This window comes from Pseudomonas sp. LBUM1648, assembly GCF_059716145.1.
Genome location: NZ_CP166808.1, coordinates 1,448,329 through 1,461,980, shown reverse-complemented (window position 1 = coordinate 1,461,980; position 13,652 = coordinate 1,448,329). Strand labels below are relative to the sequence as shown.

Annotated in this window: 14 protein-coding genes; 11 read left to right on the top strand and 3 right to left on the bottom strand. The window is 58.5% G+C overall.

Going from position 1 to position 13,652, the window contains the following annotated elements; genetic code table 11:
- The first annotated feature begins 218 nt into the window (after positions 1 to 218).
- The 5 genes from ACA043_RS06665 to ACA043_RS06645 all read left to right on the top strand — a co-directional run bounded on the left by ACA043_RS06665 (position 219) and on the right by ACA043_RS06645 (position 5,220).
- The gene (locus tag ACA043_RS06665) at positions 219 to 1,346 is read left to right on the top strand and encodes a branched-chain amino acid ABC transporter substrate-binding protein (RefSeq protein ID WP_489878362.1); all 1,128 of its coding nucleotides are present in this window, start codon (positions 219 to 221) and stop codon (positions 1,344 to 1,346) included.
- A 231-nt stretch (positions 1,347 to 1,577) separates the two neighbouring features.
- Complete coding sequence (livH, locus tag ACA043_RS06660) at positions 1,578 to 2,501, top strand: high-affinity branched-chain amino acid ABC transporter permease LivH (RefSeq protein ID WP_007918526.1); 924 nt, start codon at positions 1,578 to 1,580, stop codon at positions 2,499 to 2,501.
- The gene (locus ACA043_RS06655; RefSeq protein WP_187679445.1) at positions 2,498 to 3,754 is read left to right on the top strand and encodes a high-affinity branched-chain amino acid ABC transporter permease LivM; all 1,257 of its coding nucleotides are present in this window, start codon (positions 2,498 to 2,500) and stop codon (positions 3,752 to 3,754) included. The genes livH and ACA043_RS06655 overlap by 4 nt, the downstream gene beginning before the upstream one ends.
- Entirely contained in the window at positions 3,751 to 4,518 is a 768-nt protein-coding gene (gene livG / locus ACA043_RS06650) for a high-affinity branched-chain amino acid ABC transporter ATP-binding protein LivG (protein ID WP_187679446.1), read from the top strand. The genes ACA043_RS06655 and livG overlap by 4 nt, the downstream gene beginning before the upstream one ends.
- Entirely contained in the window at positions 4,519 to 5,220 is a 702-nt protein-coding gene (locus ACA043_RS06645) for an ABC transporter ATP-binding protein (RefSeq protein WP_187679447.1), read from the top strand.
- Between the two features lie 174 nt (positions 5,221 to 5,394).
- Here ACA043_RS06645 and ACA043_RS06640 read toward each other — a convergent pair whose 3' ends face one another.
- Both ACA043_RS06640 and ACA043_RS06635 read right to left on the bottom strand, forming a co-directional pair.
- A complete protein-coding gene (locus ACA043_RS06640) occupies positions 5,395 to 6,633 on the bottom strand; it encodes a DUF2599 domain-containing protein (protein ID WP_497658853.1) in 1,239 nt (412 codons plus the stop codon).
- A 34-nt stretch (positions 6,634 to 6,667) separates the two neighbouring features.
- Entirely contained in the window at positions 6,668 to 8,389 is a 1,722-nt protein-coding gene (locus ACA043_RS06635; protein WP_401270519.1) for a DUF2599 domain-containing protein, read from the bottom strand.
- Positions 8,390 to 8,840: 451 nt separating this feature from the next.
- On the opposite strand from ACA043_RS06635, the gene ACA043_RS06630 reads away from it, so the two are divergent.
- The 4 genes from ACA043_RS06630 to ACA043_RS06615 are packed head-to-tail and all read left to right on the top strand — an operon-like array spanning position 8,841 to position 11,284.
- The gene (locus tag ACA043_RS06630) at positions 8,841 to 9,146 is read left to right on the top strand and encodes a BufA1 family periplasmic bufferin-type metallophore (protein WP_187679448.1); all 306 of its coding nucleotides are present in this window, start codon (positions 8,841 to 8,843) and stop codon (positions 9,144 to 9,146) included.
- Between the two features lie 25 nt (positions 9,147 to 9,171).
- Entirely contained in the window at positions 9,172 to 10,059 is an 888-nt protein-coding gene (gene bufB, locus ACA043_RS06625) for an MNIO family bufferin maturase (protein ID WP_489878360.1), read from the top strand.
- The gene (locus ACA043_RS06620) at positions 10,056 to 10,814 is read left to right on the top strand and encodes an HvfC/BufC N-terminal domain-containing protein (RefSeq protein ID WP_489878359.1); all 759 of its coding nucleotides are present in this window, start codon (positions 10,056 to 10,058) and stop codon (positions 10,812 to 10,814) included. The genes bufB and ACA043_RS06620 overlap by 4 nt, the downstream gene beginning before the upstream one ends.
- Positions 10,811 to 11,284 carry a DoxX family protein gene (locus ACA043_RS06615; RefSeq protein ID WP_489878358.1) on the top strand — a complete coding sequence of 158 codons (474 nt, stop codon included), beginning with the start codon at positions 10,811 to 10,813 and terminating at the stop codon, positions 11,282 to 11,284. Before ACA043_RS06620 ends, ACA043_RS06615 begins: the two co-directional genes overlap by 4 nt.
- On the opposite strand, the gene ACA043_RS06610 is transcribed toward ACA043_RS06615, so the two are convergent.
- Positions 11,275 to 12,189, bottom strand: coding sequence for a LysR family transcriptional regulator (locus ACA043_RS06610; protein WP_489878357.1), 915 nt, complete (start codon positions 12,187 to 12,189; stop codon positions 11,275 to 11,277). The two genes, ACA043_RS06615 and ACA043_RS06610, sit on opposite strands and share 10 nt — an antisense overlap.
- 104 nt (positions 12,190 to 12,293) lie before the next feature.
- On the opposite strand from ACA043_RS06610, the gene ACA043_RS06605 reads away from it, so the two are divergent.
- Complete coding sequence (locus ACA043_RS06605; RefSeq protein WP_489878356.1) at positions 12,294 to 12,893, top strand: short chain dehydrogenase; 600 nt, start codon at positions 12,294 to 12,296, stop codon at positions 12,891 to 12,893.
- Between the two features lie 59 nt (positions 12,894 to 12,952).
- The gene (locus ACA043_RS06600) at positions 12,953 to 13,606 is read left to right on the top strand and encodes a COG3650 family protein (protein ID WP_401270530.1); all 654 of its coding nucleotides are present in this window, start codon (positions 12,953 to 12,955) and stop codon (positions 13,604 to 13,606) included.
- Positions 13,607 to 13,652: the final 46 nt, after the last annotated feature.

Here is a 13,652-nt window from a genome sequence, read left to right as displayed (position 1 = left end):
CGAACGCCCCGCCGCAATTCTGTCTTTTTCATTCAAAAATGCGACACCCCCAAGTTTTGCCCCTCGGCGCCCGCTTCCCAGGCTGACAACCGGCGCTCTACACTGTACCGGTACAGTTGCCGGGGGCATTTCCGGAGGGTATCGCAAAGATATCTGACCCGGTTCTGCTGCTACGGCGCCAGAACTCAAAAAAATTACAACAGTAAGAGTGGAGCACTATGACTAAGGCTACTAAGCAGATTTCCAAACTGTTTGCCGCTATGGTTCTGGCCGGGGTTGCCAGCCATTCGTTCGCAGCTGACACCATCAAAATCGGTATCGCCGGTCCAAAAACCGGTCCTGTAGCCCAGTACGGCGACATGCAGTTCAGTGGCGCGAAAATGGCCATCGAGCAGATCAACGCCAAGGGCGGCGTCGACGGCAAGAAACTCGAAGCCGTTGAATACGACGATGCCTGCGATCCGAAACAAGCGGTAGCTGTTGCGAACAAGGTCGTCAACGACGGCGTCAAGTTCGTGGTCGGTCACCTGTGCTCCAGCTCTACCCAACCTGCTTCGGACATCTACGAAGACGAAGGCGTGATCATGATCACCCCGGCTGCCACCAGCCCGGACATCACCGCCCGTGGTTACAAAATGATCTTCCGTACTATCGGTCTGGACAGCGCCCAGGGCCCTGCCGCCGGTAACTACATTGCCGATCACGTCAAACCGAAAATCGTCGGCGTCCTGCACGACAAGCAGCAGTACGGTGAAGGTATCGCCACCGCCGTCAAATCGACCCTTGAGAAGAAAGGCACCAAAGTTGCCGTATTCGAAGGCGTCAACGCTGGCGACAAAGACTTCTCGGCCATCATTGCCAAGCTCAAGCAAGCCAACGTCGACTTCGTTTACTACGGCGGCTACCACCCTGAGCTGGGTCTGATCCTGCGCCAGGCTCAGGAAAAAGGCCTGAAAGCCAAGTTCATGGGTCCGGAAGGCGTGGGTAACGACTCGATCACCCAGATCGCCAAAGACGCTGCCGAAGGCCTGCTGGTGACCCTGCCGAAATCCTTCGACCAGGACCCTTCCAACATCGCCCTGGCTGATGCATTCAAAGCGAAGAAAGAAGACCCGAGCGGCCCGTTCGTGTTCCCGGCCTACTCGGCCGTGACCCTGATCGCCGAAGGCATCAAGGCTGCCAAGTCCGAAGACCCGACCAAAGTGGCAGACGCCATTCACGCCGGCACCTTCAAGACCCCGACTGGCGACCTGAGCTACGACGCCAAGGGCGACTTGAAAGACTTCAAATTCGTAGTCTACGAGTGGCACAACGGCAAACCTAAAACTGAAGTTTCGCCTCAGTAAGGCATTGCCGAACTGACTGCCAATAAAGCCCACGGCGTGCCGTGGGCTTTGTTTTACGAATGTATAGGGCCGCGCTGGCGTGATCCGCCAGTCTCCCCACCTGAAAATCTCAAAACCGTCATCAGCGGTTCGCTGGCAAAACCCGGATTCGAAGTGGATAAAGATCCACGGGGCCGGGCGGGAAAATGACTCCACCAGTGAAATGCGTATCAGGTTTTTAGGAGCGCTGTAATGCCTGACATCTATCACTTCTTCCAACAGCTGGTTAACGGCCTGAACGTTGGCAGCATGTATGCCCTGATCGCCATCGGCTACACGATGGTTTACGGCATCATTGGAATGATCAACTTCGCCCACGGCGAGGTGTACATGATCGGCTCATACGTGGCGTTCATCGCCATCGCCGGGCTGACCATGATGGGACTCGACAGTGTCCCGCTGTTGATGACGGCGGCGTTCATCGCCAGCATCGTCGTGACCAGCTCCTACGGTTACAGCATCGAACGCATTGCCTACCGCCCTTTGCGCGGCAGCAACCGTCTGATCCCGCTGATTTCCGCCATCGGTATGTCGATCTTCCTGCAGAACACGGTTCTGCTGGCGCAAGACTCCAAGGACAAAGCTATCCCCAACCTGATTCCGGGCAACATTGCCTTCGGCCCAGGTGGCGCACAAGAAGTGCTGATTTCCTACATGCAAATCGTGGTGTTCGTGGTGACCCTGATCGCCATGCTCGGCCTGACATTGTTCATCTCCCGCTCTCGTCTGGGCCGCGCCTGCCGCGCCTGCGCCGAAGACATCAAGATGGCCAACCTGCTGGGTATCAACACCAACAACATCATCGCCCTGACCTTCGTCATTGGTGCTGCGCTGGCGGCCGTCGCGGCCGTACTGCTGAGCATGCAATACGGGGTGATCAACCCGAACGCCGGTTTCCTTGTCGGCCTCAAAGCCTTTACCGCTGCGGTACTCGGCGGCATCGGCAGCATCCCCGGCGCCATGCTCGGCGGGCTGGTGCTTGGGGTGGCGGAAGCTTTCGGTGCCGATATCTTCGGCGACCAGTACAAGGACGTCGTCGCTTTCGGCTTGTTGGTTCTGGTGCTGTTGTTCCGTCCGACCGGCATTCTGGGCCGTCCGGAGGTTGAGAAAGTATGACTAGGAATCTTAAACAGGCACTGTTCAGTGCTTTGCTGGTGTGGGCCGTGGCCTACCCGGTACTGGGTCTGAAACTGACCATCGTCGGCATCAATCTGGAAGTGCACAACACCAGCCCCGCTGTTCTGGCGACCATCGCCATCTGCTCGGTACTGATGTTTTTGCGCGTGCTGTTCAACCAGCAGATCAGCAAGGCCTGGCGTTCGTCGCCGGGCATGCCGCTGATCCCGGCCAAGGCCAGCAACTTCCTGACCCTGCCGACCACCCAGCGCTATTTCATCATTGGGTTGATCCTGCTTGCGCTGGTGTGGCCGTTCTTCGGCTCCCGTGGCGCGGTGGACATCGCCACGCTGATCCTGATCTACGTGATGCTCGGCCTGGGCCTGAACATCGTCGTCGGTCTGGCCGGTCTGCTCGACCTGGGTTACGTCGGCTTCTACGCCGTCGGCGCCTACAGCTACGCGCTGCTGTCGCACTACTACGGCCTGAGCTTCTGGATCTGCCTGCCGATTGCCGGCCTGATGGCGGCGACGTTCGGCTTCCTGCTGGGCTTCCCAGTGTTGCGACTGCGCGGTGACTATCTGGCGATCGTGACCCTTGGCTTCGGCGAGATCATCCGTCTGTTCCTGCGTAACCTGACGGACATCACCGGTGGCCCGAACGGCATTAGCAACATCGAGAAACCGACGTTCTTCGGTCTGACCTTCGAACGTAAAGCCGCAGAAGGGATGCAAACCTTCCACGAGTATTTCGGCTTGCAGTACAACTCGATCAACAAGGTGATCTTCCTCTACCTCGTTGCCCTGTTGCTGGCGCTGGCGGCACTGTTCGTCATCAACCGTCTGCTGCGCATGCCGATCGGCCGTGCGTGGGAAGCGCTGCGTGAAGACGAAATTGCTTGCCGCGCGCTGGGTCTTAACCCAACCGTGATCAAGCTTTCCGCGTTCACCCTCGGTGCTGCATTCGCCGGTTTTGCCGGCAGCTTCTTCGCGGCCCGTCAGGGTCTGGTGACGCCGGAATCCTTCACCTTCATCGAGTCGGCGATCATCCTCGCCATCGTCGTATTGGGTGGCATGGGCTCGCAGCTCGGCGTGATTCTCGCGGCCGTGGTGATGATCCTGTTGCCGGAAATGATGCGTGAATTCAGTGAGTACCGCATGTTGATGTTCGGTGCCCTGATGGTGTTGATGATGATCTGGCGTCCACAAGGTCTGCTGCCGATGCAACGCCCTCACATGGAGTTGCGAAAATGAGCCGCGAGATTCTTAAGGTCGAAAACCTGAGCATGCGCTTCGGCGGCTTGCTGGCGGTCAATGGCGTGGCCCTGACCGTGAAGGAAAAACAGGTGGTTGCGCTGATCGGACCGAACGGCGCGGGCAAGACCACCGTGTTCAACTGCCTGACCGGTTTCTATCAGCCAACCGGCGGCAGCATCCTTTTGGACGGCGAGCCGATTCAAGGCCTGCCGGGCCACAAGATCGCGCTCAAAGGCGTGGTGCGCACCTTTCAGAACGTGCGGTTGTTCAAGGACATGACGGCGGTCGAGAACCTGTTGATCGCCCAGCACCGTCACCTGAACACCAACTTCCTGTCCGGCCTGTTCAAGACCCCGGCGTTCCGCAAAAGCGAGCGCGAGGCGATGGAATTTGCCGAGTACTGGCTGGAAAAGGTCAACCTCAAGGAGTTCGCCAACCGTACCGCCGGCACCCTGGCATACGGTCAGCAACGTCGTCTGGAAATCGCCCGCTGCATGATGACCCGTCCGCGGATACTGATGCTCGACGAACCGGCCGCCGGCCTCAATCCGAAGGAAACCGAAGACCTCAAAGCGCTGATCGGCATGCTGCGTGAAGAGCACAACGTCACCGTGCTGCTGATCGAACACGACATGAAACTGGTCATGAGCATTTCCGACCACATCGTCGTAATCAACCAGGGCACGCCTCTGGCCGACGGCACGCCGGAACAGATCCGCGACAATCCTGAAGTGATCAAAGCCTACCTGGGGGAAGCGTAAATGCTGCAGTTCGAAAACGTTTCCACCTTCTACGGCAAGATCCAGGCCCTGCACAGCGTCAACGTCGAAGTCCGTCAGGGCGAGATCGTGACCCTGATCGGCGCCAACGGTGCCGGCAAGTCCACGCTGCTGATGACGCTGTGCGGCTCGCCGCAGGCGCACAGCGGCAGCATCCGTTACATGGGTGAGGAACTGGTCGGCCAGGACTCGTCGCAGATCATGCGCAAAAGCATCGCTGTGGTGCCGGAAGGCCGTCGGGTGTTTGCCCGTCTGACCGTCGAAGAAAACCTGTCCATGGGCGGCTTCTTCACCGACAAGGGCGACTATCAGGAACAAATGGACAAGGTTCTCGGACTTTTCCCACGCCTGAAAGAACGCTTCAGTCAGCGCGGCGGCACCATGTCCGGCGGCGAACAGCAGATGCTCGCCATCGGCCGCGCGCTGATGAGCAAGCCGAAACTGCTGCTGCTCGACGAGCCGTCGCTGGGCCTGGCACCGATCATCATCCAGCAGATCTTCGACATCATCGAACAACTGCGCAAGGACGGTGTGACCGTGTTCCTGGTCGAGCAAAACGCCAACCAGGCGCTGAAAATCGCCGACCGTGCGTACGTTCTGGAGAACGGCCGCGTGGTGATGCAAGGCACCGGTGAAGCGCTGCTGACCGACCCGAAAGTGCGCGAGGCGTACCTCGGTGGTTGAGCGATTGCGGTAAATAAAAAACGGCCTTCGGGCCGTTTTTTTGTGCCTGCCACAATCTTCGTATCCTTCAAATCCCTTATAGGAGTGAGCCTGTTAGCGATGGTGGTATGTCATTCAACATCATGGTGTCTGACACGACGCCATCGCGAGCAGGCTCACTCCTACAGTGGGGGATTAGAACGGATTGCAGTGCTGCGCTACCGCCGTGGCCTGATCGACGTAAGGCCGGGCCGGTTCAAGGTTCCATTCGGGTTTGTTCCTCACAGGCTTGCCGTCGTAGACGGCCGCGAGATGACAAACCATTTGCCGGCGCAAAGACCCACCGTTGATGCTGTACTGGCGCCATTGCGGATCGTCTTTGTGCTTGTTGTACAACTCGGCAAACATACGATCGGTCTGATCATCCTTGATCGCCCGGCCACATGCGGTCGGCACGACGGAGAGCGACCAGGTATCCGGCCCCAGTTTCGGATCTGACCGTTGTTCCCAGGTGGTTGATTCGAAGTAGCTGGTACAGAACTGTTGCGCCGGTGGAGCGGCGGTCTGGATGCACGAGAAGCTGGCCTTGGCGACCGGGGTTCTCGGGAAATCGATCTTGATGATGTTGCGATCCTTCCCGGTCCTGGCTTTGTAATCGCGCTGGTTGGCCAAGGCATCGTTCAAGCCCCGCTGATCGCTGTAGAAAAACGCCAGAACTGGCAGTTCATCGGTTTTCGGGTTACCCAAACGCAGTTCTGTCTGGGTTTGGAACTCGCGACTGCTGATGACTTTGCGTGCGCCCATAAAATTGCGGAAGGCGTCGACGCGCTCCTTGCTGCTCATGGGGTTACGCATATTGAAACCACACTGCAACTGATCCTGCTGGCGGTTGTTGTTGAATTGGATGAAGTGCGCGACCCAGGCATTCGGGTTCGAAACAGGCGGCGCCATGGACTGGCAAACGGCCTCTTTCGGGGCGGTGTTTTTGCTGTCCCCACAGCCGCGATCATCTCGAAAGTCGGTCCAGGCATCGTTGGGAAACGCGCAATAGACATGCACCGGCGTTTCCGGATCGCGCACCAGATCCCTTGGTGTAATGAGATAGCCATTCTGCGTGCTCATGCCAGGGTCTTCATAACTGATGCCGTCTGCACGCATGTATGAAGCGGCAAACGTACCCAGCTCGACGGCTTTCGGACTGGGATTCCAGACATCCCATTTCTGCCCCTTGGCCGGATCGGCGCGGTGCGTTCCTCGAACCAACAGTCCCGAACAGTCCGAAGCGGGATCCTGACCGCAGCTTTCGACGGTTTTGTTGTACAACGATTCAACCTTTTTCAGCGTCTCGTCGCATGACTCGGCGTACGCACCTGTGGCTTGCACCAGCAGTGGCAGCATAAGTAATGGAACGACCCTGCACAGACTTTTCTTCATGGCTCGCATCTCCTTGATTAGCCAATACACACCGTCAACGCGGGACCGGGTTGCAACCCGTGGCCCGCATTTCGTTGTCCGATAACGCCGGCCGGAAAGGCTCGAGATTCCATGGCGTCTTGTTGCGATAGTTGTTCAGGACACAGTTCAATTGCTGGCGCATGCTGCCGGCGGAATTTTCGTTGTCTCGCCAGTTGCTGTCCGCGCCCTTGAGGGCGAACAACTGGTCGTACAAAGCGCCGATCTGTTCGTTGGGCAAGGCCCGCCCCACCGCCGTGGGCACAATGCTCAGGCTCCACTCATCCTTGCGGGTGCCGGGGTCGTAACGTTTGACCCAGTCGGCCGAGGCGATGTATTGCGGGGCCTGAACCGGCACTGGATTGCAACCGGCCCTGGCCGCTTCCTGCGGACTGACGGTAGGTCGAAACGGTTCCAGATTCCACTCGGTCTTGGCTGGATAGTTCTGCACCAGACACGCCAGTTGCTGACGCATGCTGCCCGCTGATTTTTCGTGGTCGTGCCACTGGCTGTCAGCGCCATGCAGCGCGAACAGCTCCTGATACAAGGCATTCTGATCACTGGCCTGTATCGCCTTGCCCTGGGCGGTCGGCGTGACGTTGAGCGACCATTCGTTTTTCTTGCTGCCCGGATCGTAACGCTCGACCCAGGTCGCGCTGGCAATGTAGTTCGATGTCGGCGCAACCACTGGTGGCTGAACACCACCCGCCGCTGTCAGGTCGATCGCCTGATCGGCGGCGACGTAGCTGAAGCGCTGCTCCGCCGGCTGGGTGAAATCCAGTCGCAGGATCGGCACGCTGTAGCCCTGAGCCTGGAGTTTCTTCTGAAAGTTGCGCGCACTGTTCAGGCCGTTTTCCGGTTTCGGCGGCGCCTGATCGCCGCGGGTGGCGAAGTTCTGCGTACTATTGACGTTGTAGATGAAGGCATCGATGTACTTCATGTTCTCGCTGCCATCGTTGGTCGCGGTGGCATTCTTCAACATGAACTCGTTGACCTGAGCACTGAAGGCAAACGGGTCCTTATTGGTGGTGTTTGGTCGGGATTCATGAACCCGGATCATAGCGTTCCAGTCACTGGGTTTCTCCGCATTCCAGGAACACTGCCCGTACTGGATCGGCCCTTTCATCAGCCCGGTATATTTCTGCGTCCATTGCTCAGCAGTGCTCACCCCGGCTTCCGCACAGGTGCCGTAAGCCAGCGCGGCATTGCGATTGTCCATCCCCCCTTGGGCCGTACGTGGCGGTTCACGACTGTCGAAAAAGCCGCAGCCATACCACTTGCGTTCTGGTCCAGTACCACCATCGAAGGCGTAGATGCAGGTGAAGCCCTGCTCCTTGACCGGCAAATTCAGGGCGGCAGCATCGGTTGGGTTTCGCAAAACAAACCCGGCCGGATGGATCAGGATCCGGGTGCTCAGATCCTTGCGAATCCACGAGTAAGACGTCGCGCCGATCTTGATCGCGTAAGGGCTGTAATCCCAAGGATTGAACGGCCCGTCATTGACCATTCGCAAGGTCACGCCGCTGCAGTAATAAAGCCCGCGCGCGGCACCGGTATCGGGTTCCTGGCAGGAATCCTTGAGAGTGTTGTAGTTGTGGTTGATGCGCTTGAGCGTGTCCAGAGGTTCCGGTTGCGGCTGGGCGCATACCGTCCCGAACAGCAAGGGCAGCGTGCCGGCGAGAGCCAAAGATAAAGTTCTGCGCAATAGCACAGCAGAAGCTGAGCAATCCTTCGACATAAGATACCGTCCTGGTAAATCGGCCTGTGAGGGTGGCCGTTGAAATGACTATAGAGCACGGGTGACGGCCTGGAAAAAACTGGCAGAAACCGGCATCTGGGGGTGAGCGATTGTGGTTATCAAAAAACGGCTTTCGGGCCGTTTTTTGTGTCACAGGCGCCTATCTGGTTTTTAGATTCACTGTCGCATAGTCGATTGCCTGTTCAGCCCTGGTCATGATGTTGCTCCTGTCATTCACCTGCCACGTTCGGAATCTACCGATCCACTTAAGCTTTTCCTACTTTCAGAAATTACAGGTCTCTAGAACCATTCACGATCAGAACGACGCAGTTATTCCATTCGCTGTAATTTTTTTCTCACTGGCGCTGTAACGCATCGCCATGCCGTTTCTCTAGAGGGACAAGCAAGCGCAAATCGCTTGTAAAACCCAAGCTAAAATCGGAGAAACATCATGACTGCTACCACCCGCACCCTGTCCGCTACCGCCCTGGTTCTGGCCCTTGGTTCTGCCCTGAGCATCGCAGCCGTTTCCACCGTTCACGCTGCCGACGCCAACATGGAAAAATGCTTCGGTGTGGCCATGAAAGGCAAGAACGATTGCGCTGCAGGCGCAGGCACCACCTGTGCCGGCACCGCAAAAATGGACTATCAGGCCAACGCCTGGAAACTCGTTCCGAAAGGCACCTGCGCCACCACCGAAAGCAAAACCTCGCCGACCGGCTTCGGTCAAATGGAAGCGTTCAAAGCCAAGTCCTGATCAGTCGGCTGCCTGAGTGACAATCATGTTCACACCTAACGACCATGCCCACTCCTGCACTCAGGCAGCCCGTTCAGGGCTCCCGCCCCGTGCCGGGTTGGGGCTCAAGACCGGGCACTTGCGTGAAGTGCTCGGCTCATTACCGGACATCGGCTTCTTCGAAGTCCACGCCGAAAACTACATGGTGGCCGGCGGCCCGTTTCATCATTTTCTGGGATTGATTCGCGAGCAGTATCCGCTGTCGCTGCACGGCGTCGGATTGTCCATCGGGGCTGAAGGGCCGCTGGACGTTCACCACCTGCAACGCCTGAAGGATCTGATCGAGCGTTATCAACCCCACTCCTTTTCCGAACACCTGGCCTGGTCCAGCCACGGCCCGGTGTTCCTCAATGACCTGCTGCCACTGGCCTATGACGCACCGACGCTGAACCGCGTCTGCGAACATATCGATCAGGTGCAGAACGCCCTCAAGCGGCCAATGCTCCTGGAAAATCCGGCGACCTATCTGGCCTTTGAACGTTCGACCCTCGACGAGGCTGACTTCATTGCCGAAGTCATTCGCCGCAGCGGCTGCGGTTTGTTGCTGGACGTCAATAACGTCTACGTGTCGTGCATCAATCATCTGCGCGATCCATTGGCCTATCTCGATGCCTTGCCATTGCACGCCGTCGGTGAGATTCATCTGGCCGGTTTTGCCGAAGATTGCGACAGCCTCGGCGACCGTTTGCTGATCGACGATCACGGCGCGCCGATTGATCAAGCAGTCTGGCATTTGTACCGGCAAGTGCTGGAGCGCATCGGCCCGGTGGCGACGTTGATCGAGCGTGACAATCAGGTGCCGGCATTCGACGTCTTAATGGCCGAGGCGCAGCAGGCCGAAGTGCTGTTGAAGTGCGCGCGGGATCGATCATGAGCTCTCAAGCCGCGTTCACGGCAGCGTTGCTCAATGTGCAGTTGCCCTGCCCCGAAGGCCTTTACAGCGCCAACGGTGCCGATCCCGCCAGCCGTTTCGCGGTGTATCGCAACAACGTGCAGAGTTCGCTGATCAACGCACTGGGCGACAGTTATCCGGTGGTTGCGCAGTTGGTTGGCGAGGAATTCTTCCGAGCCATGGCGGCTGTGTTCGTACAAAGTCAGCCACCACAAAGTCCGTTGATGAGCCTTTACGGCGAAGGGTTTGCGGACTTCATCGCTGCGTTTGAACCGGCCTCAAGCGTGCCGTACCTGGCCGACGTGGCACGCCTTGAGCAGTTACGCACCCTCGCTTATCACGCCGCCGACGCAAACCCGATCCCGCCGGAACAGATCGCCGCTGCGCTGAGTGACCCGCAAGCCCTGAGCGAACTTGGCTTCGAACTTCATCCGTCCCTGTACCTGCTCGATTCAGGCTATGCCGTGGTTGCGATCTGGGCCGCACACCAGCGAGAGGCGACGCTGGAAGGCATCGAACTCAATCGTGGACAGCAGGCATTGGTGTTGCGCAATGGCCTCGATGTCGAGGTGTTTGCCCTTGATCACGGCGCCGGCGTTTTCATCCGCCATTTGCTCGATGGCCAGCCGCTATTGGCAGCCGCAGAAAACAGCCCGCCGTTCGATCTCAGCCAGACCCTGGCCTTGCTGATCGCTCATAACGCCATCACCCATCTGAACTTCAAGGAATTGCCATGAATACGCTGATCACCCGCGCCATCTCGCTGCTGGAGAAAATCCCCCACAGCCTGATTGCCTTTATCGCGCGCTTTTCGATTGCCGCGGTGTTCTGGAAGTCCGGGCAGACCAAGGTTGAAGGCCTGGCTATCGACCTGTTCGACGGCAACTTTGAGTTGGGCTGGCCGCGTCTGGCCGATTCGACGATTCCGTTGTTCACCAGCGAATACCACGTGCCGCTGCTGTCGCCGGAAATCGCCGCGTACATGGCCGCGTTCGCCGAGCACTTTTTCCCGATTCTGATTCTGATTGGCTTCGCCACACGATTTTCGGCGCTGGCGTTGCTGGGGATGACCCTGACCATTCAGTTGTTTGTGTATCCGGATGCCTACCCGACACACGGCACTTGGGCAGCGGTGCTGCTATATCTGATGACGACCGGACCGGGGAAATTGTCGATCGATCATCTGATCGCCAAGCGCTACCGCTGAAGCCGATCCAGCGCCTCGCCGCTGCGTTTGAACCAACCCATCAGATAGTCCGCCAATACCTGAGTGCGTTTCGGTAATCCACCCTGATACGGATGCACCAGATACATCGGCATGCGCCGGGTCTGGTAATCGCGCAGGAGCCAGCGCAAGCGCCCGTCAGCCAATTCCGCTTGCAGCAGGTACGAAGGCAATCGAGCGATGCCGGCACCGGTCAGCGCCGCTTTCTTGAGCAGGTTGTAATGGTTGCTGGCGAACGGCCCCGAGACGCGTACCCGCAACAATTCGTGCTGCTGGTGATACAGCCATTCCTCGCGACCGCTGTAGTGGCTGTTGAGCAAACAACGGTGCTCGGTCAACGCCTGCGGCGTCAGCGGCTCGCCGAAGCGCTCGAGATAGGCCGGGCTGGCGCAGGTCATTTCCTGCCAGGCCAGCAGCGGCTTGGCCACCAGCCGCTCGTCGTTGGCCACCTCGCTGCGGATCGCCAGATCAAAGCCGTCCCGGGACAGATCGCGATAGCTGTTGTTCAGCTCAAGCTCGATCTGCACATCGGGATACTTTTGCGAAAACTCCAGCAGCAAACCATCGAAGAAGGTTTCTCCCAGGGACACCGGAACCGTCATACGCACCGGCCCGGCCATGTCGTCCTTCAATCGCGCCAATGCCTGACGCGCTCTCTCGACTTGGACTACAAGGGCCTGGGCTTGTGGCAACAACGCCGCACCGGCAGCGGTCAGGCTCAAACGCCGGGTCGTGCGTTGCAGCAGCACCACGGAAAAGCGCGTTTCGAGTTGGCTGATCCGCTTGGACAACTGGCCCTTGCTGCACCCGAGTTGCTGCGCCGCCAACGTGAAACTGCCGGCCTCGATCAACACCGCAAACGCGGCCAGATCATCCATCTCGCTCATGGATTGTTTCCATTTGAAAACCAAAGGTTGCCCATTAGCGCGCTTATCCACAGAAAAAACCACTCTAGACTGAAACCTCGTTCAATCACTTGAGGCACAACACGATGAAAATTCTGTTGATAGGCGCTGGCGGCACCATCGGTTCGGCCGTGGACAAAGAACTGTCGCAACGCCACGAAGTTATTCGTATCGGCCGCAAAAGCGGCGATTTGCAGGTGGATATCAGCGACAGCGGGTCGATCCGAAAACTGTTCGAACAAACCGGCAAGTTCGACGCACTGGTCTGCGCCGCTGGCAACGTGACCTTCGCACCGTTGGGTGAAATGAACGAAGACAGCTTCGCCCTGGGCTTGAAAGACAAGCTGATGGGCCAGGTCAACCTGTTGCTGATCGGTCGCGAGTTTGCCAACGACGGTGCTTCGTTCACCTTCACTACCGGCGTGCTCAGCCACGATCCGATCCGCAGCGGCGCCTCGGCTGCAATGGTCAACGGCGCCCTCGACAGTTTTGTTCGCGCGGCCGCCATCGAACTGCCTCGCGGTTTGCGCGTGAACTCGATCAGCCCGACCGTTTTGCTGGAAGCCATGGGCAGCTACGCCCCGTATTTCCGTGGCTACAAGCCGGTTCCTGCGGCGGATGTGGCATTGGCCTACGCCAAAAGTGTCGAAGGCCTGCAAACCGGTCAGACTTTTCACGTCGGCTAAACCCTTGTGATGAACGGTCAGCCTGCGTAACGTGGCGGCACTTGTCTGGAGAGCCGAAGATGCGTGTTGCCCGTTCGTTAGTCCTTGTTGCCCTGCTGCCGTTGTTTGCCGCCTGCCAGTTGTTCGATGGCCCGCGAGAAAGTGCCTCGCACGTGGGGCAGACGCGGATGCAGGGGCAACTGACCGCTGCCGACGGCAAACTGGTGTTCCAGCCGTGTCAGGATCAACGCCAATACGTGGTCAACGACATTGGCGGCACCAGCGTCTTGCAAGAGGCCGCGACCCTGGCCGATGACCAGGGCAAGTTGTTCGCCGACGTACGCGGCAAGATCGCCGGTGACCGCCTCGATCTTGCCCAGCTCTATCGCGTCGAACGTTCGGGCACCGCGTGTGATGATCCGAATTTCAAGCTACTGATTCTGCGCGCCGCCGGCCATGGCCCTGAGTGGAACGTCAAGGTCAGCGGCAAAGGCATGGTCATCGACCGCGACGGCCAGCCCCCGCTCGCCGTCCCTTACGTTGAAGAGCAATTGGGCGACGGTCGCTTCAATCTCAGCAGCGAAGCCAACAACCAGCGCATCGAATTGTGGGTCGCGCCGCAACGTTGCGTCGACAGCAGCACCGGCAGCGTGCAGCACATGAGCGCCGAACTGCGCATCGACGGTCAGGTGCAGCGTGGCTGCGGGTATTTCGGCGGTTCGCGTAACGACTGATCGTTTTACCCTCACCGGATCCGGCGGTTGCGGCTTATAATCGCGG